This window comes from Streptomyces sp. NPDC091416 (genome assembly GCF_044756845.1).
GTDB lineage: Bacteria > Actinomycetota > Actinomycetes > Streptomycetales > Streptomycetaceae > Streptomyces.
Window position 1 is genome coordinate 59,410 of record NZ_JBIVTU010000012.1, and the last position, 21,002, is coordinate 80,411.

21 protein-coding genes are annotated in these 21,002 nt (G+C 72.2%); 8 read left to right on the forward strand and 13 right to left on the reverse strand.

The window, feature by feature from the left end:
• The first annotated feature begins 79 nt into the window (after nucleotides 1-79).
• Nucleotides 80-1,576 carry a peptide MFS transporter gene (locus ACIQMX_RS30580; protein ID WP_402482904.1) on the forward strand — a complete coding sequence of 499 codons (1,497 nt, stop codon included), beginning with the start codon at nucleotides 80-82 and terminating at the stop codon, nucleotides 1,574-1,576.
• Nucleotides 1,577-1,682: 106 nt separating this feature from the next.
• On the opposite strand, the gene ACIQMX_RS30585 is transcribed toward ACIQMX_RS30580, so the two are convergent.
• From ACIQMX_RS30585 to ACIQMX_RS30610, 6 genes are all read right to left on the reverse strand, one after another.
• Nucleotides 1,683-3,029, reverse strand: coding sequence for a hypothetical protein (locus ACIQMX_RS30585; RefSeq protein ID WP_402483218.1), 1,347 nt, complete (start codon nucleotides 3,027-3,029; stop codon nucleotides 1,683-1,685).
• A 38-nt stretch (nucleotides 3,030-3,067) separates the two neighbouring features.
• Nucleotides 3,068-4,189 carry a hypothetical protein gene (locus ACIQMX_RS30590; RefSeq protein ID WP_402482906.1) on the reverse strand — a complete coding sequence of 374 codons (1,122 nt, stop codon included), beginning with the start codon at nucleotides 4,187-4,189 and terminating at the stop codon, nucleotides 3,068-3,070.
• A complete protein-coding gene (locus tag ACIQMX_RS30595) occupies nucleotides 4,186-5,229 on the reverse strand; it encodes a hypothetical protein (protein WP_402482908.1) in 1,044 nt (347 codons plus the stop codon). Before ACIQMX_RS30595 ends, ACIQMX_RS30590 begins: the two co-directional genes overlap by 4 nt.
• 44 nt (nucleotides 5,230-5,273) lie before the next feature.
• Nucleotides 5,274-5,939: a peptidase gene (locus ACIQMX_RS30600; protein WP_363067519.1), complete on the reverse strand. Its 666-nt coding sequence runs from the start codon at nucleotides 5,937-5,939 to the stop codon at nucleotides 5,274-5,276.
• Nucleotides 5,940-6,127: 188 nt separating this feature from the next.
• The gene (locus ACIQMX_RS30605; RefSeq protein ID WP_402482911.1) at nucleotides 6,128-6,676 is read right to left on the reverse strand and encodes an ATP-binding protein; all 549 of its coding nucleotides are present in this window, start codon (nucleotides 6,674-6,676) and stop codon (nucleotides 6,128-6,130) included.
• Between the two features lie 228 nt (nucleotides 6,677-6,904).
• A complete protein-coding gene (locus tag ACIQMX_RS30610) occupies nucleotides 6,905-7,273 on the reverse strand; it encodes an STAS domain-containing protein (RefSeq protein WP_363067515.1) in 369 nt (122 codons plus the stop codon).
• A 281-nt stretch (nucleotides 7,274-7,554) separates the two neighbouring features.
• On the opposite strand from ACIQMX_RS30610, the gene ACIQMX_RS30615 reads away from it, so the two are divergent.
• The gene (locus ACIQMX_RS30615) at nucleotides 7,555-8,538 is read left to right on the forward strand and encodes an RNA polymerase sigma factor SigF (RefSeq protein WP_402483221.1); all 984 of its coding nucleotides are present in this window, start codon (nucleotides 7,555-7,557) and stop codon (nucleotides 8,536-8,538) included.
• A 97-nt stretch (nucleotides 8,539-8,635) separates the two neighbouring features.
• On the opposite strand, the gene hutI is transcribed toward ACIQMX_RS30615, so the two are convergent.
• The 4 genes from hutI to hutU are packed head-to-tail and all read right to left on the reverse strand — an operon-like array spanning nucleotide 8,636 to nucleotide 14,410.
• Entirely contained in the window at nucleotides 8,636-9,823 is a 1,188-nt protein-coding gene (gene hutI, locus ACIQMX_RS30620) for an imidazolonepropionase (protein ID WP_402482914.1), read from the reverse strand.
• Nucleotides 9,824-9,876: 53 nt separating this feature from the next.
• Nucleotides 9,877-11,439, reverse strand: coding sequence for a formimidoylglutamate deiminase (locus ACIQMX_RS30625; RefSeq protein WP_402483224.1), 1,563 nt, complete (start codon nucleotides 11,437-11,439; stop codon nucleotides 9,877-9,879).
• Nucleotides 11,436-12,650, reverse strand: a complete 1,215-nt coding sequence (locus ACIQMX_RS30630; protein WP_363067646.1) for an allantoate amidohydrolase — start codon at nucleotides 12,648-12,650, stop codon at nucleotides 11,436-11,438. The genes ACIQMX_RS30625 and ACIQMX_RS30630 overlap by 4 nt, the downstream gene beginning before the upstream one ends.
• Before the next feature lie 17 nt (nucleotides 12,651-12,667).
• Nucleotides 12,668-14,410, reverse strand: coding sequence for a urocanate hydratase (gene hutU / locus ACIQMX_RS30635; RefSeq protein WP_363067511.1), 1,743 nt, complete (start codon nucleotides 14,408-14,410; stop codon nucleotides 12,668-12,670).
• A 263-nt stretch (nucleotides 14,411-14,673) separates the two neighbouring features.
• Here hutU and ACIQMX_RS30640 point away from each other — a divergent pair, with 263 nt between their 5' ends.
• The 4 genes from ACIQMX_RS30640 to ACIQMX_RS30655 all read left to right on the forward strand — a co-directional run bounded on the left by ACIQMX_RS30640 (nucleotide 14,674) and on the right by ACIQMX_RS30655 (nucleotide 16,839).
• Nucleotides 14,674-15,093 (forward strand): hypothetical protein, encoded by a 420-nt coding sequence (locus ACIQMX_RS30640; protein ID WP_402482917.1) that lies wholly within the window; start codon nucleotides 14,674-14,676, stop codon nucleotides 15,091-15,093.
• Nucleotides 15,090-15,857 carry a transcriptional regulator gene (locus ACIQMX_RS30645; RefSeq protein WP_363067507.1) on the forward strand — a complete coding sequence of 256 codons (768 nt, stop codon included), beginning with the start codon at nucleotides 15,090-15,092 and terminating at the stop codon, nucleotides 15,855-15,857. The genes ACIQMX_RS30640 and ACIQMX_RS30645 overlap by 4 nt, the downstream gene beginning before the upstream one ends.
• A gap of 38 nt (nucleotides 15,858-15,895) precedes the next feature.
• Entirely contained in the window at nucleotides 15,896-16,366 is a 471-nt protein-coding gene (locus tag ACIQMX_RS30650) for a roadblock/LC7 domain-containing protein (RefSeq protein ID WP_363067505.1), read from the forward strand.
• A gap of 98 nt (nucleotides 16,367-16,464) precedes the next feature.
• Complete coding sequence (locus ACIQMX_RS30655; protein ID WP_326661485.1) at nucleotides 16,465-16,839, forward strand: hypothetical protein; 375 nt, start codon at nucleotides 16,465-16,467, stop codon at nucleotides 16,837-16,839.
• 25 nt (nucleotides 16,840-16,864) lie between these two features.
• Here the strand turns inward: ACIQMX_RS30655 and ACIQMX_RS30660 are convergent, their stop codons facing one another.
• On the reverse strand, nucleotides 16,865-17,401 hold the full coding sequence (locus ACIQMX_RS30660) for a hypothetical protein (RefSeq protein WP_363067503.1): 537 nt from the start codon (nucleotides 17,399-17,401) through the stop codon (nucleotides 16,865-16,867).
• A gap of 140 nt (nucleotides 17,402-17,541) precedes the next feature.
• The gene (locus ACIQMX_RS30665; protein WP_363067501.1) at nucleotides 17,542-18,387 is read right to left on the reverse strand and encodes a MurR/RpiR family transcriptional regulator; all 846 of its coding nucleotides are present in this window, start codon (nucleotides 18,385-18,387) and stop codon (nucleotides 17,542-17,544) included.
• 170 nt (nucleotides 18,388-18,557) lie between these two features.
• Between ACIQMX_RS30665 and ACIQMX_RS30670 the strand changes: the two genes are divergently transcribed.
• Nucleotides 18,558-18,986, forward strand: a complete 429-nt coding sequence (locus ACIQMX_RS30670; RefSeq protein WP_363067499.1) for a hypothetical protein — start codon at nucleotides 18,558-18,560, stop codon at nucleotides 18,984-18,986.
• A gap of 38 nt (nucleotides 18,987-19,024) precedes the next feature.
• Here the strand turns inward: ACIQMX_RS30670 and ACIQMX_RS30675 are convergent, their stop codons facing one another.
• Nucleotides 19,025-19,786: an SDR family oxidoreductase gene (locus ACIQMX_RS30675; RefSeq protein ID WP_402482923.1), complete on the reverse strand. Its 762-nt coding sequence runs from the start codon at nucleotides 19,784-19,786 to the stop codon at nucleotides 19,025-19,027.
• Between the two features lie 149 nt (nucleotides 19,787-19,935).
• Between ACIQMX_RS30675 and ACIQMX_RS30680 the strand changes: the two genes are divergently transcribed.
• Nucleotides 19,936-20,799, forward strand: a complete 864-nt coding sequence (locus ACIQMX_RS30680) for a helix-turn-helix transcriptional regulator (protein ID WP_363067495.1) — start codon at nucleotides 19,936-19,938, stop codon at nucleotides 20,797-20,799.
• Nucleotides 20,800-21,002: the final 203 nt, after the last annotated feature.

A 21,002-nucleotide genomic window follows, 5' to 3' on the forward strand; every position in this document is an offset into this window, starting at 1 on the left:
ACCCGTGTCGGTGCCGGCCTCCCCCCACCGGGCGCGTACGGCTTACGGGCGACGCGTCCCGAGCAAGCAAGGATCGATCATGGCGTCCAGCCTGACGAAGGACCCGGCGAGCACCGCGGGTGGCGAGAAGACCTTCTTCGGCCACCCCCGCGGCCTGGCCACGCTCTTCATGACCGAGATGTGGGAGCGTTACAGCTTCTACGGCATGAAGGCACTGCTCCCGCTGTACCTGATCGCGCCCGGCGGCATGCACATGAGCGCCACCACGGCGACGGCGATCTACTCCGTCTACATGGCGATGGTCTACCTGCTCGCCATGCCCGGCGGCTGGATGGCCGACCGCTTCTGGGGGCCGCGCAAGACGGTCGCCATCGGTGGCGGTGTCGTCATCCTCGGCCACATCACGCTCGCCCTGCCCAACTCGGCGTCCTTCTTCGCGGGCCTCGTGCTCGTGGCGCTGGGATCCGGCCTGCTGAAGGCGAACATCTCCACGATGGTCGGCCACCTCTACAACGGCCCGGACGACCCGCGCCGTGACGGTGGCTTCACGCTCTTCTACATCGGCATCAACATCGGTGCCTTCCTCGCCCCGCTGACCATCGGCACGATCGGCGAGAACGTCAACTGGCACTTCGGCTTCGCGCTCGCCGCGATCGGCATGGCCCTGGGTCTCGCCCAGTTCATGCTCGGCACCCGCCACCTGAGCCCGGAGAGCGACGTCGTCTCCACTCCGGCGACGGAGCAGGAGAAGCGCTCGGTCCTGCGCAAGGGCCTGGTCTGGCTGATCGTCGCGGCGGTGTTCTACAGCCTCCTCGCGATCACCGGCAACTTCGCCGACTGGGCGCTGCTGCCGATCACCATCGCCGGGCTGATCATCCCGGTCGCCGTCCTGGTCCGCATGAAGCGCGACAAGGACCTGACGGTCACCGAGCAGTCCAAGCTGTCGGGCTACATCTGGTTCTTCGTGGTCGCCGCCGTCTTCTGGATGATCTACGACCAGAACGGCTCGACCCTGTCGATCTTCGGTGAGAACTCGACGACGAACAGCCTGTTCGGCCTCGACTTCCCGACGTCCTGGTACCAGTCGCTGAACCCGATCTTCATCATGGCGATCGCCCCTGTGGTCGCCTCGGGCTGGCTGTGGCTGAACAAGCGCGGCAAGGAGCCGAGCACCGCCGTCAAGTTCGCCTCCAGCCTGGTGCTGATCGGCATCTCGTTCGTCGTCTTCATGATCCCGCTGATCGACACCGCGGCCAACGGCGGCCGGGTCAGTCCGATGTGGCTGGTGGCGATCTACTTCATCCAGACCGTCGCCGAGCTCTGCCTGTCCCCGGTGGGCCTGTCGGTGACCACGAAGATGGCTCCGGCGAAGTACAGCTCCCAGATGATGGGTGTCTGGTTCCTGGCGGTCACCGCGGGCGACTCCGTGACCGGCCTCCTCACGTCCCCACAGCTCGGGGTCGATCTGAACACCTCGGGCGCCGTCGCCTTCGAGGCGGTCCTCGCGGTCATCGCCGGTGTCGGCATCTGGATGTACCGCAAGAAGGTCACGCAGCACATGAGCGACGAGGGCTGACGCCCGCGTCCTCCGCGCACGCAGGGGCCGCCGCACCGTTTCCACGGTGCGGCGGCCCCTTCCGTGTGCGTACGGGCTCCGGATGCGTACGGGATCCGGCCTCAGCTCACCGGCCCGCGCGCAGCCGTCGCCACGGGGTGAACGTGAAGACGGCGCCGCCCAGCAGGATCGCCGTACCGGCGACCAGGCCGAGTGCGCGCAGGGCGCCGTCGTCCTCGGCACCCGTCGCCGCGAGCCCGCCGCCGGACGCGGTGCCGCCGCCCGCCGCCGCTCCGCCTGCTCCACCGGAGCCCGCGGTGTCACCGCCGGACGCACCGCCTTCCTGGGCGGTGGTGTCGAGTTCGAGGGATGCCTGCGGGGTGCCCTTGACCGTGCACGGGATGGTGATCTTCGAGCCTCCCAGCATGACGTCGATCGTCAGGGCGCCGGGGGTGAGCGTGGACTTGCCGGACGCGCCCGGCTTGTACGTGCCGGTCATGTCGGTGAGGCTGACCGGCTTGTCCTTCTCCAGCGCCTTGGGGTTCCCGGGTCCGGTGACGGTCACGGAACCCTTGTCGGCCCCGCCGATGACGATGTTCATGGACGGTTTGAGCGCACCGGCGGGCAGCGGAGCCGGGCTGTCCATCACGTCCTTGGCGGTCTTGACCGTGAGCGCGTAGCTCCCGCCCTTCTTCTTGGCGTTGATCGTCACCTTCGAGGCGATGCCCTCCTGCGGCCCCGGCGACTGGCAGGCGAAGTTCACGACGACTTCCTTGCCCGGGAAGTCGGTCGCTCCGCCGGAGCCACCGGTGCTGCCCCCGGCCGTCGTACCACCGCTGTCGCTGCCGCCGGACGTCGTGCCGCCCGCGGTCGTGCCGCCGCTGGTCGTGCCGCCCGCGGTGGTCCCTCCGGCCGTCGTGCCGCCCGTGGTCGTGCCGCCGGCCGTCGTACCCCCGGTGGTGGATCCGCCGCCGGCCGTGACCTTGATCGTCGCGCCCGGCTGGACCGTCTCCTTCGGGGTGCACTTGGTGTCCGTGGAGATCGGCTTGGAGACGTTGAGGGCGTACGCGTCCGGGGTCAGCGTCAGATCTCCCGCCTTCTCCAGCTTCAGCGTGCCCTTCATGTCCGACATGACCATCGGACTCTTCTTGGGGATGGGCGGATTCTGCCGCGGTCCCTCCATCTTCAGCTCGCCACTGGCGGCTCCGCCCAGCTTGATGGTGCCGGTCGGCTTGACGGTGTCCTTCTCGAGATCGAGGACATCGGGGTTGTCGGAGGCGCCCTGGACCGTCTTCCACACGACCTCGACGGTGTCGCCGACCTTGGCCTCGGCGGGCGCGGTCAGCTGCACCTTGGTGGTGCCCTGGACGGGCGGCAGTCCGGAGATGGCCGGGGGTATGCACTCCGTCTTGTACGAGATCTCGGCGGCCTGGGCCGGGCTCGCGGCCAGCAGCATGCCCGCCCCGCCGATCATCATCGCGACTCCCGCCGCGACCGTCCTGCGTTGCGTACTCACGAATGTCCCTTCGTCGTCGGTCTGTGCTCTGACGGTGCGGAATCAGGGGTGAACCACGGCAGCGTGGCCGTGGTGGTGCCCGCCGGGGGCGGTGCGGGGCCCGCGGCCGGGGCCGGGGCGCGCCGCAGCTTCGGGAGCCGCACGGCGGTGCCGGTGCGCGGGGACGAACGGCGGCTCGCGGCGTGTCCGGTGCGCGGCCGCACCTTGTCGACGACCGCCATGCCGATACGGAACACGGCCGCGGGCACGACGAGGCAGAGCAGGATCCAGAAGAGCGTCACGCCCCACGGACGCCCGACCCCCCACGGCTGCTCGGCCAGCACCTTCGTGCCGTACTTCAGTGAGATCTGGTAGTCGCCGTGGGCACCGGCCGTCAGCTCGACGGGCAGTTCGATACGGGCCTTGCGGCCGGGCTCGACGGTTCCGCGCCACTGCCGCTCCTCCCACTGCGCGGCGTAGACGCCGTGCGCGGTGCCGACCCGGAAGACCGGGTCCTTGACGGGCGCCGAGCCCAGGTTGCCGACGGTGAACACGAGCCGGCGCGACGGCGGGGCGCCGAACCAGGTCAGCAGCCCGCTGTCGCCCTCCAGCCGCATGGCCGCGAGCACGGCGAGCTTCCCGTCGCCGGTCTCCTTGGGGAGCGCGGCGACGGGATGCCCGGCGACCACGAGCACCGCGTCGGCCAGGGCCTGTTCGCCGGTGACCGTGGCGACGTGGACCACGCACGGGCACGGCGCGGGCGGCTCGGTGACGGGCATCTTCCTGGTGAAGGCACCCTTCTTGTCGGTGGTGACGGCGCGGCCCTCCGCGTTGGCGCAGGAGTTGGTGCCGCCGATCACGCCCCGCTCGGGGGTGGACTGCCCGCAGATCAGCATCATGAGGAGCGTGTCGGGCCGCCAGCCCTTGCCCTTGACGGTGATGTCGCCGCCCTTGCCCGCCTGCTTCTGCGAGAGCGTGACCACGGGTTGCGGGTCCGCCGCGCTGCGCCCCTCGGCCCGGGCCCCGGTCGCGGTCAGCAGCAGGGCGGGCAGTATCGCGGCCAGCAGTACGGCGAGCAGCGCGGCCGCCCGCCCGCGGCGCTCGCTCCGGAATGCCGCCGGTCCGGTCCGTCCAGTCACGATTCCGCTCCCGCCTTCACCAAGTGCCTCTCGTCGGAGTGCTGTCGATGGTCCGGGGCCGGAGCGGCCCCGTCGTCGTGGGTGCTCCGCCTCGTCGCCCGCCTGCGCCGGAGGCCGTACACACCGGCGGCCGCGGCGGCCAGGAGGAGCAGTGCGCCGCCGGTCACGGGTGCCCAGGGCACGAAGGCGGCCGAGACGGTCGCCTCACCGTGCGCGCCGCCCGCCGCCGTGACGCGCAGCCGTACGGTGACGGAGTCGAGGGCGGGGGCGTCCGGCCACGGTTCGGTGAGCCGCGCCCGCTGTCCGGGCAGGAGTTCCACCGGCAGGGTGCGGGCGTCGCGCCGCAGCAGTGTCCCGAACACGCCGTCCGCGCCGACGGACAGGCGCGGCACCAGGACCGCGTTGCCCCGGTTGACCAGCGTGTAGTGGATGGCCCCGCCGCCCACCGAGACGTCCTCGACGGTGAGGGCGGCCAGCGTGGGCCCGCCGACCCGTAGCTGGACCCGTACGCCCACCGAGCGGCCGCCGCTCTCGGCGACGATCGCGCCGGGGTGGTCGCCGGGCAGCGCGTCCCGGGGCACGGTGAAGGAGACCGGCACGTCGGCCCTGGTCCGGCCGGGCACCGTCACCTCGGTCCTCGCGGTCCGCAGCCAGGCCCCGGTCCCGGTGGAACCGTGCGCTCCGCGCACCGCGAAGCCGCCGTCGCCCGTGTTGTAGGCGTCGGCGCCGCGCAGCCGTACCGTGACCGGCTCCGGCCCCGGGTTGGTGACCGAGAGCCGGTCCTCCAGGACGGTGCCGGGCAGACCCTCCAGGTAGAAGAACCCTCTGGCCTCGTCCCGTCCGGAACCGTTCCCCGCCGGCTGCGCCGTCCACACCGGTCCGGCCTGCTGCTCGGTGGCATCGGCCACCGCCACCGCGCCGAAGGCGCACCACAGGACGGCGAGCAGCGGCAGGGCACGGGCCAGCCGCCGTGCGGCGGACGGCTGTCCGGCGACGGGGGCCGGGGCGGGGCGGGTGGGGTGACCGGTCAACGGCGGCATGGGCGGCTCCCTGGTGCGTGACGGCGGCGGCGGTTCGCGCGGGGTCAGCCCGTGGCCCGCTGCCCCCGCCTGGTCAGCCACAGCACGCCCGCCGCACCGGTCAGCAGCACCGTGCCGCCGAGGGTGCCGAGCGCCACGGCCGAGTCCAGCGGGCCGGTCTTGGGCAGCGACGTGTCCGTGTCGGGCGTGGTCGCGCCGCCGCCCGCCGCGGTGACGTCGAGGGAGAGCGAGGGGCCCGGGCTGTTCGCCGGGGTGCAGGTCGTCGTCGTACCGAGCGCCTTGATGGTGAGCACCCCGGCGGTGAAGTCGACCTTGCCGCTCTTCTTCGGGGTGTAGGTACCCGTCAGGTCACTGATCTTGATGGGGCTGTTGGCGGGAATGGCCGCGGAGTTGGCCGGTCCGGCGACCTGGACCTGCCCGGGGTCGGCGCCGCCCACCTTGATCACGGCGCTGGGGTTCATCGCACCCTTGCCCAGTTCGACCGGGCTGGAGGAGACGCCCTTCTGGAAGGACATGGTGAGCTTGTAGCCGCTGCCGCTCTTGACGCTCTTGATGTCGATCGGCGAAACGGCCGCCTTGTCGCCGATCGGGGTCTTGCACTTGTAGTTGACGTCGACGACCGTCGCGTGGGCGGCGGGCGCGGCCAGCAGCACCACCGCGCCGGCCAGCCCGGACGCCAGCGCGAGAGCTGTTCGCTTCTGGTTCGACACCTCGAGTTCCCCTCATGCCGGGAGTCGCCGCGCGCCGCTCGGGTGCGGCACAAGTAACTGACGACACATCAGATTGGCCGTCAAGGTACGCCCGGGGCCTTGTGGAGGGAAGACAAAGAGCGCGCCGATCCGGCGCGCTCTTCGAGGGGCATCAGGCCCGGGGGCAGGCAGGGAAAACCTGCGCGGGGCTACGCGGGGGCGGCCAGCTCCGCCCAGACGGTCTTGCCGGGCTCACCCGGCACCCGTACGACTCCCCAGTCCAGGCAGAGCCGCTGCACGATGAACATGCCGTGCCCACCGGGCCGTCCGGCGCGGTGCGGGGTACGGGGAGCGGGCTGTCCGGCCCCGCCGTCGGCGACCTCCACCCGCAGCGCCTTCGGCGTGCGGGCGATGCGGAGCTCGTCGGGGCCGTCCGCATGCAGGCAGGCGTTGGTGACCAGCTCGGAGACGACCAGCAGGACGTCTTCGGCGGCTGCACGGCGGTCGGCGGTCGACGCGGGGAGCCAGCCCCAGTCGTGGAGCGCCTGGCGGGCGAAATCACGGGCCGTCGGCACGATGCCGCTGGCCTCCCGCAGCAACAGCGTGCGCCACTGCCGCCCCGCGGGCTCCTCGTGCGCGGCGGAGGGAACGCCGGTATCCGCGTCCGCGCGAATGCCCGCTTCGGCGCGTGCACCCACGCCTGCGTCCTCCGGCTCGCGGCCGAGGTCGCCCGGCGGATGCTGCCGGGTGGTGCTCATCAGCGCTTCACCTCACCGATTCACCGTGTCGCCATTGATATAGATACAGAAACGCATACTGATACGGACACCGATCCGGGTACCGCACCGACACGAAACGCGCAGGTCTCCCACGGCTCGCCGAGGTGTCTCCTGCCCGACGGTTTCGCGACAACACCCGATTCGTTCACGCGGACCGCGTAACACGGGCGACAGAAGGGGCGCCCGGGGTGTCGAACCTCGGCACGATCAGGTGTCCAGGGCCTCTTCGAGGGAGTCGTGGACGGTGAAGACCGCCTCCGCCCCGGTGATCTCGAAGACCCGCGCCACCACCGGCAGCATTCCGGCCAAATGAACCCCTCCCCCGGCCGCCTCCGCCTTGAGGCGGGCACCGAGCAGCACATTGAGCCCGGTGGAATCACAGAATTCGAGTCGCGAGCAGTCGACCACAAGGCGCGCACGCCCCTGCTCGACCGCGTGCTCCAAGGGCTCGCGCAGCAGGTCCGCGGTGTGGTGATCGAGCTCACCCACCGGCGTCACAACCTCGCTGCGGCCCTCGGTCCGGGCCTCGACCTGAAGCCGACCCCGGTTCGCGCTGCCGACCGTCCCGCGGTCCATGCCCGTCCCTCTTCGTCTCGTCACTGTCCGCATCAATGCGCATGCAGATGAGTTGCAGCTCTCGCTGACGTGTCTAAAACACTACGCGTTCCGTGCGCCACGCGGTAGCCGAAGAACTCAACAAACCGGACATATAGCGTCAATTGGCGCTTGTAACGACCCGTAGGTACCGGGTAAGGGTAGGGGGACACCCAAAACACGGCCGGCTTCGGAGGCGCCGCTTCACCGCAGGAACACGTATGGGCATCGGCAGCCATATGCCGAGAACGATGGAGGAGACCATGTCACCCCGGCTCGACGAACCGCGTACCCACAACGCGACGTCAGCATGTCCTCAGGGACTGACCGAATCAGACTCCCCTGCTGCGGCCGTCCTGGACGGCACGCGCAACAGCACCACCAGCAGTGGCAGTGACACCAGCAGTACCGAAGACAACAGCGGCACCGAAGGCGTGACCGGTCTCGAAGGACTTCCCGAGATCCCGCCCTACGCCGAAGTGGGGGCCTTGGACGCCAGGGCCCTGTCGAAGACGCTCTTCGCCCGGCTGGAATCCCTCGAAGAGGGCACGCACGAGTACTCCTACGTGCGCAACACGCTCGTCGAACTGAATCTGGCCCTGGTCAAGTTCGCCGCCTCCCGGTTCCGCTCGCGCAGCGAACCGATGGAGGACATCATCCAGGTCGGCACCATCGGCCTGATCAAGGCGATCGACCGGTTCGAGCTCAGCCGCGGCGTCGAGTTCCCGACGTTCGCGATGCCGACCATCATCGGCGAGATCAAGCGCTTCTTCCGCGACACCAGCTGGTCCGTGCGCGTACCGCGCCGCCTGCAGGAGCTGCGGCTCGACCTGGCCAGGGCGGGCGACGAGCTCGCCCAGCGGCTGGACCGCTCGCCCACGGTGGGCGAGCTCGCCGACCGCCTCGGCATCACCCACGACGAGGTCGTCGAGGGCATGGCCGCGAGCAACGCGTACACCGCGAGCTCGCTGGACGCCAAGCCCGAGGACGACGAGAACGAGGGCGCGCTGGCGGACCGGATCGGCTACGAGGACCACGGGCTCGAAGGCATCGAGTACGTGGAGTCCCTGAAGCCTCTGATCGCCGCGCTGCCGGGCCGCGACCGGACGATCCTCTCGCTCCGGTTCGTCGCCAACATGACGCAGTCGGAGATCGGCGAGGAGCTCGGCATCTCGCAGATGCACGTGTCCCGGCTGCTCTCCCGCACCCTGGTCAAGCTCCGCAAGGGACTGACCCTGGAGGAGTGAGCGAGCTCCCGCGACGCGCTTGCGGGGCTGCCGCACCGACGGCCGGATCAAGGACCTGCCCCGCCCGGGGCAGGTCCTTCCGCGTTCCCGACGCCGGTCAGGAAGAGCGGGGCGCCACGACCCGCTCGCCGCGCCGCCAGACCTCGTGGACCAGCGGGACGCCGGGCCGGTAGGCGAGGTGGACGTGGCTGGGGGCGTCGAGGACCACCAGGTCGGCGAGGGCGCCGGGGGCGATCCGGCCGATGTCGTCGCGGCGCAGGGCCGCCGCGCCGCCCGCCGTGGCGGACCAGAGCGCCTCGTCGGGGGTCATGCCCATGTCGCGGACGGCGAGGGCGATGCAGAACGGCACGGACGACGTGAACGAGGAGCCCGGGTTGCAGTCCGTGGAGAGGGCGACGGTGGCTCCCGCGTCGAGGAGGCGGCGGGCGTCGGGCCAGGCGGCCCGGGTGGAGAACTCGGCGCCGGGCAGCAGCGTGGCGACGGTCTCCGACCGGGCCAGGGCGTCGACGTCGGCGTCGGTGAGGTGGGTGCAGTGGTCGGCCGAGGCGGCGTCGAGCTCGACGGCGAGCTGGACCCCGGGGCCGTGCCCGAGCTGGTTGGCGTGCACCCGCGGGTGGAGGCCCTTCGCGCGGCCCGCCGTCAGGACCGCCCGGGCCTGGTCGCCGTCGAAGGCGCCCTTCTCGCAGAAGACGTCGATCCAACGGGCGTACGGGGCACAGGCGTCGAGCATCGGACCGGTGACCAGGTCGACATACCCGGCCGGATCGTCCGCGTAGTCCGGGGAGACGATGTGGGCCCCGAGGAAGGTGACCTCGTCGGTGTGACGGGCGGCGATACGCAGGGCGCGCGCCTCGTCCTCGACGGTGAGTCCGTAGCCGGACTTGGTCTCGAACGTCGTGGTGCCCTGGCGCAGCGCCTCGGCGAGGTAGCGGGCGACGTTGGCGGAGAGCTCCTCGTCGGTCGCGGCGCGGGTGGCGGCGACGGTGGTCCTGATGCCGCCCGCGCTGTAGGCGCGGCCGGACATCCGGGCGTTGAACTCCTGGGTGCGGTCGCCCGCGAAGACGAGGTGGGAGTGGGAGTCGACGAAGCCCGGGATCACGGCCCGGCCGCCCGCGTCGACGGCGTTGTCAGTGGCGGGTGCTTTGCTTGATTCACCGGTCCAGACGATCCGGTCGTCCTCGATGACGACGGCCGCGTCCTGGATCAGTCCGAGGGGGGAACTGTCGCCGAGGGAGGGGTCGTTGGTGACCAGTGCGGAGATGTGGGTGATCGCGGTCGTCGTCATCGGGGGGCTGCTCTCCTTGCGTGGGTACGGCGGAGTGGCCACCGCCTGGGTGCTCAGTGGTGCAGGGCCGCGATGGCTCGGGCGAGCGCTCCGGGGACGTCGTCGACCGACGCGTGGTGTCCGTCGCGGACGAGGTGCCGGCCCGCGACCACGGTGTGGCGCACATCGGCGGCGGAGGCGGCGAATACCGCTGTCTCGGCCGCCAGCCGGGGCACTGGTCCCGCTGTTCTGACGGAGTCGAGGGCGACGGTCACGAGGTCGGCGGGGGCGCCGGGCTCCAGGACGCCGGCGTCCGGCCGGCCGAGCGCGGCGTGGCCGTCGGCGGAGGCGGCGCGCAGCAGTGCGGCGGCCGTCCAGTGGCCTCGGGTGCGGGTGCGCAGGCGCTCGTTGAGCTCCATCGCGCGGGCCTCTTCGAAGAGGTCGATCACGGCGTGGCTGTCGCTGCCCAGCGAGAGCGGCGATCCGGCTCGCTGGAGGGCGACGGCCGGGCCGATGCCGTCGGCCAGGTCGCGTTCGGTGGTCGGGCACATGCAGGTGCCCGTGGCCGTCGAGCCGATGAGTTCGATGTCCTCGCCGGTGAGGTGGGTGTTGTGGACGCCGGTGGTGCGCGGGCCGAGGACCCCGTGGTCGGCGAGGAGCCGGGTGGGGGTGCGGCCGTGGGCGGCGAGGCAGGCGTCGTTCTCCGCGGTCTGCTCGGAGAGGTGGACGTGGAGCGGGGCGCCCCGCTGCTCGGCCCACTGGGCGACGGTGGCCAGCTGGTCGGCCGGGACGGCCCGCACGGAGTGGACGGCGGCGCCGATCAGGGTGTTCTCGTCGCCCTTGAGGAGACCGGCGCGTTCCGCCCAGGCGTCGGCGGTCGTGTCGGAGAAGCGCAGCTGGTGCCGGTCGGGCTGCTCGTACCGGTTGGGCCTGCGGCCGAATCCGGCGGCGAGATAGGCGGTGTCCAGCAGGGTGATCCGGATGCCGGCCTCGCGGGCGGCCGCGATCAGGGCCTCGCCCATCGCGTTCGGGTTGTCGTAGGGGACGCCGCCCGGCGCGTGGTGCAGATAGTGGAATTCGCCGACCGCGGTGATGCCGGCCAGCGCCATCTCGGCGTACACGGCACGGGCCAGGTCGTAGTACGTGTCGGGGGTGAGCCGGGACGCGACCTGGTACATGGTCTCGCGCCAGGTCCAGAAGGTGCCGGAGCCGACCTGGACGGTGGAGCGCAGGGCGCGGTGGAAGGCGTGCGAATGGGCGTTGGCGAGTCCGGGCAGGGTGAGCCCGCGCAGCACGATCGCGCCGGGCGGCGGCGCCTCGACGCCGGTCCGCACCCCGGCGATCCGCCCGCCGGACACCTCCAGGACGACGTCCGGCTCGACATGGGTGCCGAGCCAGGCGTGGGAGAGCCAGTACGTCACGGGGGCGGGCTTGCCCGAGGGCACCGCGGCGAGCCCTGTCGTTGGCGCCGTCGCCGGGCCCGCCGCCGGGTCCGCCGTCGGTTCCGTGGCGAGCCCCGCAGTCGGCTCCGCGGCACGTTCCGCCGTCGGCGGCTGCGCGGTGAGCTCCGCGGCACGATCAGCCGTCGGTTCCGTGGCGAGCCCCGCAGTCGGCTCCGGCATCCGCTCCGTCGTCATCGGCACGCGAGACCTTCCAGTACGTCGGCGAGTGCGATCACCCCGGCCACGCAGTCGTCCTCGGCGGCGTACTCGGCCGGCGAGTGCGAGATCCCGGTGGGGTTCCGTACGAACAGCATGGCGGTAGGAACCGAAGCGGACAAAATACCCGCGTCGTGTCCGGCACCGGTGCCGAGCACGGGGACGTCGCGCCCGGTGTCGCGGAGGGCCGACCCCTTCAGGATCGCGCCCAGCTCGTCGCGCAGGGCGTGCTGGAACTCCACGACGGGCGTGAAGGACTCCCGCACGACGTCGAGGTCGATCCCGGCCCGCCCGGCGTGTTCCCGGGCGGCCCGCTCGATGCCGGCGACGACGGTGTCCAGGGTGTCCTGGTCGGCGGCGCGGGAGTCGAGCCAGCCGCGCACGAGGGAGGGGATGGCGTTGACGCCGTTCGGCTCGACGGCGATCTTGCCGAAGGTGGCCAGCGCTCCGGCCAGTTCCGCCTCCCGGCGGGCCGCGAGCACCGTCTCGGCGTACGTGAGCATCGGGTCGCGGCGGTCGGCGAGCCGGGTGGTGCCCGCGTGGTTGGCCTCGCCCCGGAAGTCGAAGCGCCAGCGTCCGTGCGGCCAGATCGCGGAGGCGATGCCGACCGGGTCGCCGCTCAGGTCGAGGGCGCGGCCCTGCTCGACATGGAGTTCGACGAACGCACCGACACGGGCGAGCCGCTCGGGGTCCGGGCCGATGGCGTCGGGGTCGTACCCGGCCGCTTCCATGGCCTGCGGCAGGGTGATGCCGTCACCGTCCCGCAGCCGGTGCGCGGCCTCGACCGTCAGCTGCCCGGCGGCGAGCCGGGAGCCGACGCAGGCGAGCCCGAAGCGGGCCCCTTCCTCGTCACCGAAGTTGGTGATCGCCAGCGGCCGGTTGAACTCCACTCCCCTGCGGCGGAGTTCATCGAGCGCGGCGAAGGAGGAGACGACCCCGAGCGGTCCGTCAAAGGCTCCGCCGTCCGGCACGGAGTCGAGGTGCGAGCCGGTGACGACGGCGTCCCCCGCGAGAGGGTCGCCGAGCCAGGCCCACTGGTTGCCGTTGCGGTCCACCTCGCAGTCCAGGCCGCGGGCCTCGGCCTGCATCCGGAACCAGAGGCGGCAGTCGGCGTCGGCCCCGGTCCAGGCGTAACGCCGGTAGCCGCCGGACCCGGCATCGCGGCCGATGTTCCGCAACGACGCCCACATCGCGTGGAAGGTGGGGCTCACGCGGCGGTCCCGTCCGTGCCGGCCACGTCGCCCTCACCGGATGCGAGGGTCCCGTCCGCGCCCGCGTCACCCGCGCCGGACGAGTCGCCCTCGCGCATCGGAACCCTGACGCCGCGCTCCGCGGCGACCGACTCCGCGATGTCGTAGCCGGCGTCGACGTGCCGGATGACGCCCATGCCCGGGTCGTTGGTGAGCACCCGGCGGATCTTCTCGCCCGCCAGCTTCGTGCCGTCGGCGACGGTGACCTGTCCGGCGTGGATGGAGCGGCCCATGCCGACCCCGCCCCCGTGGTGGATGGAGACCCAGGAGGCACCGGAAGCCACGTTGACCATGGCGTTCAGCAGCGGCCAGTCGGCGATCGCGTCGGATCCGTCGAGCATGGCCTCGGTCTCGCGGTACGGAGAGGCGACCGAGCCGCAGTCCAGGTGGTCACGGCCGATGGCCAGCGGGGCGACCAGATCACCGCGGGCGACCATGTCGTTGAAGCGCTCACCGGCCTTGTCCCGCTCGCCCTGGCCGAGCCAGCAGATGCGGGCGGGCAGGCCCTGGAAGTGGACGCGCTCGCCGGCCATCTTGATCCAGCGGTGCAGCGACTCGTTCTCCGGGAAGAGCTCCAGCATCGCCTTGTCGGTCCGGTGGATGTCGGAGGCCTCACCGGAGAGCGCCGCCCAGCGGAACGGGCCCTTGCCCTCGCAGAACAGCGGCCGGATGTAGGCGGGCACGAAGCCGGGGAAGTCGAACGCGCGCCCGTATCCGGCGAGCTGGGCCTCGCCGCGGATCGAGTTGCCGTAGTCGAAGACCTCCGCGCCGGCGTCCATGAAGCCGACCATCGCCTCGACGTGCCGGGCCATCGACTCCCGCGCGCGCTGGGTGAAGTCGGCGGGCTTGTCGGCGGCGTACGAGGCCATGTCGTCGAAGTCGACGCCGAGCGGGAGGTAGGCGAGCGGGTCGTGCGCGCTGGTCTGGTCGGTGACGATGTCGACCGGGGCGCCCTCGGCGAGCATCCGGGGCAGCAGCTCGGCCGCGTTGCCGAGCAGTCCGATGGACAGCGGCTTGCGCGCGTCCCTCGCCTCGGTGGCCAGCTGGAGCGCGTGTTCCAGGCTGTCGGCCCGCACATCCAGGAAGCGGTGCTCGATGCGGCGCTCGATGGCGCGCGGGTCGCAGTCGATACAGATCGCGACGCCGTCGTTCATCGTCACGGCGAGCGGCTGGGCGCCGCCCATCCCGCCCAGTCCGGCGGTCAGCGTGATCGTCCCGGCCAGCGTGCCGCCGAACTTCTTCGCGGCGACGGCGGCGAACGTCTCGTACGTGCCCTGGAGGATGCCCTGCGTGCCGATGTAGATCCACGAACCGGCGGTCATCTGGCCGTACATGGTGAGCCCGAGCGCCTCCAGGCGGCGGAACTCCTCCCAGTTCGCCCAGTCGCCGACCAGGTTGGAGTTGGCGATCAGGACCCGCGGGGCCCACTCGTGCGTCTGCATGACACCGACCGGCCGGCCCGACTGGACGAGCATCGTCTCGTCCTGCTTGAGCGTCCGCAGCGTGCGGACCATCGCGTCGAACGAGCGCCAGTCCCGGGCGGCCTTGCCGGTGCCGCCGTAGACGACGAGCTTGTCGGGATGCTCGGCGACCTCGGGGTCGAGGTTGTTCTGCAGCATGCGCAGCGCGGCTTCCTGCTGCCATCCCAGGGCGCTCAGTTCGGTACCGCGCGGTGCCCGTACGGGGCGGGGTCCTGACATGGCAATGCCTCCTCGCGACTGTGAATTTTCTATTCACATCTTGAGTGGCTGAATAGCTCCAGTCAACAGGGCATGGCGGACGGCCGTTCCGTACGCCCCGACGCACCCCATAACGGCCCACAGCGGCCCACAGCAGCACGCGGCGGGGCATTCTCCCGAACCTTCCGCATGTACCTATGGAAAATGCCAGAACCTCCACTTGGACCGAGCACGTTGCGTAACCTCTGGGTCACAGCCGCACGCAGCGTCGGAGGGGAGTCCGCGTGCCCGGAATCGACGAGTGCCTGCTCGACGTCATGAGACTGCCCGGTGCCCGTGGCGCCGCCGTGGTCGACTGGACGAGCGGTCTCGCCCTCGGCACCATCGGTGACTCGCCCAACGGCGATCACGAGGCCACCGCCGCGGAGACGGCGGAGGTGGCGCGGATGGCGGCCGAACAGCCCGCCTTCGCGGCCGGCTTACCGGAGACGCCGCCCGCCGGGGACGGCAAGGGACTCGCGGGGCCGCCGCCCGTCGAGGACGTCATCGTCACCACCCGCGCCGGCTACCACATCCTCAGGTTCGTCGAGACGGACTTCGACAGCAGCGTCTTCCTCCACCTGTGGCTGGACCGCGCGGAGGGCAATCTGGCCCTGGCCCGGATACGCCTGGGCGAGATGGCCGAGCGGCTGGTCCTCGCATGAGAGCCGCCGCCCCGGCCCCCGTCCTCTCGCCCATGCTCCAGCGCCTCGCCGCCGAACGGGCCACCGGTGCCCTGATGCGCGACCGAGGCACCCTCTACCTGGCCGACGGCAAGGTGGTGCACGCCGAGAGCCCCGCCACTCCCGGCATCGACGTCCTGCTCACCCGGGGCGGCGCGCTGCGCCGCGAGGGCTGGTGGGACGCGGTCGCCCAGGCCGGTGCCGGTCAGCGGGTGGGCCGCTACCTGGTGGACAGCGGCCGGGTGCCGGGCGGCGCCCTGGAGCTGTGCCACCTGGGCGCCCTGTACGACGCGGCGTTCTTCGCCCTCGCCCCGACCCGGGCCCCGGCCCGCTTCCGCTACGGGGTCGCCCACTGGATCGGCCCGGTCCGGCCCGTCCCCGTGGACGCCGTGCAGCGCGAGACGCTCCGGCGCCGGGAGCTGCTCGACCGGATCTGGCCGGAGTCCGTGACCGACAGCGCCCCGCTCGTGGGCACCGGCCGCCCCGCCGACTCACCCGTACCGCCCTACCGGCGCCGGGTACTGGAGCGCGTGGACGGGGTGCGTACGGCGACGGACATCGCGCAGGAACTGGGCAGGTCGGCGTTCCACATCCTGGTCGACCTGCGGCGGCTGGCGGCCGCCGGACTCGTCGCCGCCGTACGGGAGCCGGCGGACCCGGCCGGCCGCATCGCGCTCCCCGAGGTCACGGCCGACCCCGACGTCGCCCTGTTGCGCCGGCTCCGAGACGCATTGGAGGCCCTGTGATACGCGCGCTCAGACAGCGTGCCGGGAGGAGACAGCTGATGGTGCCCGAGGCCGAAGTCCAGGATGTCCTGGCCGAGCTCCAGCGGTTACGGGCCCGGGTTCCGCTTCTCTCCGGGGCCCTGGCGGCCAGCACCGACGGCCTCGTCCTGGCCCATGACACCCCGGGAGTGGAGGCGGAGGGCGTCGCGGCGCTGACCGCGGCCGCGCTCGGCGTCTCGATCCGGATGACGGACGCGACCGGCCGCGGCGGCTTCCGCGAACTCCTCGTACGCGGCGAGACGGGCTACATCGCGACGTACGCCGCCGGCTCGTCGGCCGTGCTGACCCTGCTCGCCGAGGACCGGATCAACGTCGGCCGGCTCCATCTGGAGGGCCGCAGGTCCGGCTCCCGCATCGGCGAGCTCGTCGACGCCGCCCTGGAACGCACCCCGCAGCCCGTACCGGGCACCCGGGCCCCGGTGCCCCGCACCCCGCAACAACCCGGGGCACTGCCGCACCGCCCGACATGACTCCGGACGAACAACCGCACGAACCCGGCACGACCCAGAACACGACCCAGAAACGGAACCGGTCCTCCCGACCGGTCAGGGAAAGGAAACGAGCACTCATGGCGAACACCGAAGCGTCACTGAAGGAAGCGATGTCGTCCATCGAGGGCACCACCGGTGTCGCCCTCGTCGACTACACGAGCGGCATGGCGCTGGGCACCCTCGGCGGCGGCAAGGACTTCAACCTGGAGGTCGCGGCCGCGGGCAACACCGATGTCGTACGCGCCAAGCTCCGCACCATGGAGCACCTCGGCATCCAGGACGAGATCGAGGACATCCTGATCACGCTGGGCACGCAGTACCACCTGATCCGGCTGCTCAAGACCCGCGGCAACAACGGTCTGTTCCTGTACCTCGTGCTGGACGCCGGCCGGGCGAACCTGGCCATGGCCCGCCACCAGCTGAAGAAGATCGAGGCCGACCTGGAGATCTGAGGCCCCGCGTCCCGGACTCCCGGCGTCAGCGGGAGCGCCGCGCCCCACCGGGCGCGGCGTCGCCCGCGGCGGGCCCCGTCGTCCGGTAGGCCTCGACCTGCTTGCCGGCGGGACGCCCGCGCCCCACCAGGTCCGTTCGGACCCAGTACAGGACGTCGTCCCGGCGCTCCCGCTGCCCGATCCGGACGGCCTTGGCCCAGAGCCCGGCACCGGCCCCGGCGAGCAGCAGCCCGCCGGCCCCGGGCACGGCGAACGCACTGGCGACCGCCGCGAGGAACGCCCCGAGCAGCCACCAGCGGTGTGCCCGGCGCCAGTTGCGTACGGTCACCGCCCGGTCCTGGAGGAAGTCGGTACGTCCGGCCCGGGTGGCGCCCCGGGCGAGCGAGGCGTACCGACCCCCGCGCGACAGCGCCACGACGGCCAGGGCGACCAGGAACAGCGCCGCCCCGGCCAGCAGTCCGATGCGGCGGCCGGTGAGTCCCGGCACCAGGGCCCCGATGGCCGCGGCGACCAGGCCCGGCCACCACAGGGGCGCCGCTCCGGCCCGTACGATCACGGCCACTCTCGCCAACGACTGCGCTCCGCGCCCCACGCCCGTACCCCTCTCGACGGCCCCTGTGCCCGATTCCGTGGGCGCAGATTAAGGGCCGTACATGAGCGGCGTCTGAGAAACGGCGGGGATGCCCGCGGCCGGCGCCCGGCTCACTCGACGAACAGGCCCCGCGCCGCGGCCCGCGCGTCGAACTCCTCCAGCCTGGCCTGCGCGTCGGGCAGGTCGTCGCACATGGCCTCCAGCAGCACCCGCCCCAGCAGCATCGGCGCGCAGGCGGTGTCGAAGGCGAGCCCCGTTCCCACCGCGGCGGGGATCAGCAGATCGCTGTGCGCGGCCACCGGCGCGAACGCGGAGTCCGCGACCGAGACCACGGCCAGCCCCTGGTCCCGGGCGTGGGCGAGGGCCTCGACGACCTCGCGGGGGTGGCGCGGCAGCGCGAAGCAGATCAGCGCACTGGCACCGGCCCGCCGGGCCGCGTCGATCCGGTCGTGCAGCATGCTGCCGCCCTCGTCGAGGACCCGGACGTCGGGGTGCACCTTGGCGGCGAAGTATCCGAAACCGCGGGCCTGCGACGAAGCGGCGCGCAGCCCGAGCACGAGCAGGGGCCGCGAGGCGGCGAGGAGCCGGCCGGCCCGTTCGACGGGACCCGGGTCGGCGAGCAGTTCGGCGAGGTGGCGCAGGTTCTCGATCTCGCCGAGCACTGCCTGCTGGTACTCGTTGTACGTGTCCTCCCCGTCGCCCTCGGCGGCCCCGGCCGGGGCGACCTCACGCAGGTGCTTGCGCAGCGCGGGATAGCCGTCGAACCCGAGGGCGACGGCGAACCGGGTGACGGAGGGCTGGCTGACCCCGGCCAGTTCGGCCAGTTCCACGCTGGAGAGGAACGGGGCGTCGCCGGCCCTGCGCACCATCGAGTGCGCGATGCGCCGCTGCGTGGGCGTGAGCCTGCGCCCCTCGAACAGCTGCTGCACCCGCGCGGCCGGGCTGCTCCCGCTCATGCTGTCCCCTCGGTAGATCGGTCGTGCCGGGATCCGGCACCGACGAATCCATTCAGCCAGCAAGCCGTCTGCATGTCCATATGCAGACGGGTCGCCGGCCCGCGCGCCCGGGCGGAAACAGGGGGGCTAGCCCCACTGACCCGGCCGTCCCCGCTTCGTACCGTGGAACCATGGACGCACCCGACACCGAGCTCAAGAAGGAGCTCAAGGCCACCTTGCACGCCCGAAGCGAGCTGGGGGCCGAGTACGAGTCCGCGCTCGTCGAGTCGTTTCTCGAGAAGGTCGAACAGCGCCTCGACGGCACGCTCGACCGCCGGGTCAGGCGCCATCTGGCCGAGCGGCAGATCAGCGTCGCCCGCGAGGCGCGCACCCCGCAGCTGCCCCTGGGGAACTTCGGTGAGCGCTTCGGGTTCGGGATCATCTCCCTGGTCCTGGCGATCCCGCTGTCCGCCATCGGTGTCGCGAACGCGGGGATCGAGGGGCTCGTCGTGGCCTGGCTCGGCATCGTCGGCGTCAACGTCGTCCAGGCCGTCCACAGCGGGCGGACCTCCAGGCGCCGGGAGAACGAGCGACGGCCGGCGTCCGACTGGGAGGACTGAGCGCGAGGCCGGTGCCGGCCGGCGCCGCGACGCCGGGCTCAGGCCTGGCGGGTCGGCAGCACGACGATCTGGCGCAGGTTGATGTGGCGTGCGCGGCTGGTCGTGTACGCGATGAGGTCGGCGATCTCGTCACCGGAGAGCCCGCCGAGCGCGTCGAACATGCCGTCCAGCTGACCGCTGAGTTCCGCGTTGTCGACATGGCCGGCCAGCTCGGAGTCGGTGAGGCCGGGCTCGATGTTGGTGACGCGGACGTCACGCGGGCCGAGTTCGGTGCGCAGCGAGGCCGACAGATACGTGAGCGCGGCCTTCGTGGCCCCGTACACGGCGTAGTTGGGGAACGTGATGTGCGCGCCGATCGACGAGATGTTGACCAGGTCGGCGGTGCGGCCCCCGGCGGCGGCCGCCACCAGGTCGGCCGTGAAGGCCCGGATGATCCGCAGGGCACCCGTCACGTTCGTGTCGAGCATCCGCTGCCATTCGTCTGCGCGGCCCGCGTCCACCGGGTTCGGCAGCATCACACCGGCCGCGTTGACCACCAGGTCCACCGGGCCGAACTCCGTACGCACCCGCTCGGCGGCGGCGTCCACGGACGCCTGGTCGGTGACGTCGGTGACCACGACGAGGGCCCGGCCGCCGTCGGCGGTGATCTTTCCGGCGAGCTCCGTCAGCCGGTCCTCGCGGCGGGCCAGCAGCGCCACCCGCACCCCTTGGGCGGCGAGCAGCCGTGCCGTCGCGTTCCCCATGCCGCTGGCGGCTCCGGTGATGACCGCGGTGCGGCCCGCGAGCGTCGGGTACGTCATGTCGGTACTCCTCGGTGCTGTTGCCCCGGGGCGCTTCCCCTGGGCCGGTCCCCACTCTGTGGCGTTGCGCGGCGGCCACCCAGGGGTGCGTCGTTCCTGGGTCCGGCAGTACCAGGCTGGGAATCGGCCGGTCTCCTACGATCGGCGGCATGGACGGCGACCTCGGAGACTTCCTCCGCTCACGACGTGCCCGCATCCGGCCCGAGGACGTGGGGCTGAACTCCTACGGCCGCAGGCGCGTCCCCGGGCTCCGGCGCGAGGAGGTTGCCCAGCTTGCCGGGGTCAGCGTCGACTACTACATCCGCCTCGAACAGGGCCGCGGCCCCAGCGTCTCGGACGCCGTGCTCGACGCGATAGCCCGGGTGCTCCGGCTGGACGACACGGAACACGCCTACCTGCGCACGGTGGCCCGGCCCGCATCGCGCAAGGCCGCTCCGCCCGCCGCGCAGCGGGTACGGCCGGGGCTGCGGCTGCTCCTGGACACGCTCGACCCGGCGCCCGCCTTCGTCCTGGGCCGCCGGATGGACGTCCTGGCGTGGAACGCGCTGGGTGACGCGGTCGTCGGCTTCTCCCGGATGGCCGCCGCCGAGCGGAACATGCCGCGGCAGACGTTCCTGGAACCGGCGGCGCGGGAGCTGTACCCGGACTGGCCGGCCGTGGCGGCGGAGACGGTCGCACATCTGCGGCTGGACGCGGGACTGCACCCGGACGACAGGCAGCTCGCCACCCTGGTCGGCGAACTGTCCATGAAGAGCGAGGACTTCCGCCGGCTGTGGGCGGACCACCAGGTGAAGGCGAAGACGTACGGCGTGAAGCGGATCGACCACCCGGTCGTGGGCGGGCTGACGCTGCCGTACGAGACGCTCGGCGTGCCCGGCGACCCCGGCCAGTCCCTGGTGGTCTACACGCCTGAGCCCGGTTCGGAGACGGCGGAGCGCATCGCCCTGCTGGCGAGCTGGGCGGCCGCGCCGCAGGACGGGGACGAGGAGGGTGCGCGCGGTCTCCGCGCATAGATTTGTCGCGGGGACCGCCGCACCCCCGGTTTCCCAGGGGGCGGGACGACGGCGGTCCCCGCGATGGACGCGGTCCGGGTCAGGGCCGGTCGCGCATCCGGGCGACGGTGGAGGTCCGGGAGCCGCTCCGTAGTCCGTGTCGCCGTATCGGGTGCCGGCGGGTCTCCCTGCCGACACCCACCAATCTGCCCGAGCCGTGTTAA

Bases quoted from the DNA above. Each gene is read 5' to 3' on its own strand.
- ACIQMX_RS30675 (WP_402482923.1), bottom strand. From the start codon at position 19,786: ATGACGTACCCGACGCTCGCGGGCCGCACCGCGGTCATCACCGGAGCC.
- ACIQMX_RS30595 (WP_402482908.1), bottom strand. From the start codon at position 5,229: ATGCCGCCGTTGACCGGTCACCCCACCCGCCCCGCCCCGGCCCCCGTC.
- hutI (WP_402482914.1), bottom strand. From the start codon at position 9,823: ATGACGACGACCGCGATCACCCACATCTCCGCACTGGTCACCAACGAC.
- hutU (WP_363067511.1), bottom strand. From the start codon at position 14,410: ATGTCAGGACCCCGCCCCGTACGGGCACCGCGCGGTACCGAACTGAGC.
- ACIQMX_RS30615 (WP_402483221.1), top strand. From the start codon at position 7,555: ATGTCACCCCGGCTCGACGAACCGCGTACCCACAACGCGACGTCAGCA.
- ACIQMX_RS30650 (WP_363067505.1), top strand. From the start codon at position 15,896: ATGGTGCCCGAGGCCGAAGTCCAGGATGTCCTGGCCGAGCTCCAGCGG.
- ACIQMX_RS30670 (WP_363067499.1), top strand. From the start codon at position 18,558: ATGGACGCACCCGACACCGAGCTCAAGAAGGAGCTCAAGGCCACCTTG.
- ACIQMX_RS30645 (WP_363067507.1), top strand. From the start codon at position 15,090: ATGAGAGCCGCCGCCCCGGCCCCCGTCCTCTCGCCCATGCTCCAGCGC.
- ACIQMX_RS30580 (WP_402482904.1), top strand. From the start codon at position 80: ATGGCGTCCAGCCTGACGAAGGACCCGGCGAGCACCGCGGGTGGCGAG.
- ACIQMX_RS30630 (WP_363067646.1), bottom strand. From the start codon at position 12,650: ATGTGGGCGTCGTTGCGGAACATCGGCCGCGATGCCGGGTCCGGCGGC.
- ACIQMX_RS30680 (WP_363067495.1), top strand. From the start codon at position 19,936: ATGGACGGCGACCTCGGAGACTTCCTCCGCTCACGACGTGCCCGCATC.
- ACIQMX_RS30610 (WP_363067515.1), bottom strand. From the start codon at position 7,273: ATGGACCGCGGGACGGTCGGCAGCGCGAACCGGGGTCGGCTTCAGGTC.
- ACIQMX_RS30665 (WP_363067501.1), bottom strand. From the start codon at position 18,387: ATGAGCGGGAGCAGCCCGGCCGCGCGGGTGCAGCAGCTGTTCGAGGGG.
- ACIQMX_RS30625 (WP_402483224.1), bottom strand. From the start codon at position 11,439: ATGACGACGGAGCGGATGCCGGAGCCGACTGCGGGGCTCGCCACGGAA.
- ACIQMX_RS30585 (WP_402483218.1), bottom strand. From the start codon at position 3,029: ATGATCGGCGGGGCGGGCATGCTGCTGGCCGCGAGCCCGGCCCAGGCC.
- ACIQMX_RS30655 (WP_326661485.1), top strand. From the start codon at position 16,465: ATGGCGAACACCGAAGCGTCACTGAAGGAAGCGATGTCGTCCATCGAG.
- ACIQMX_RS30605 (WP_402482911.1), bottom strand. From the start codon at position 6,676: ATGAGCACCACCCGGCAGCATCCGCCGGGCGACCTCGGCCGCGAGCCG.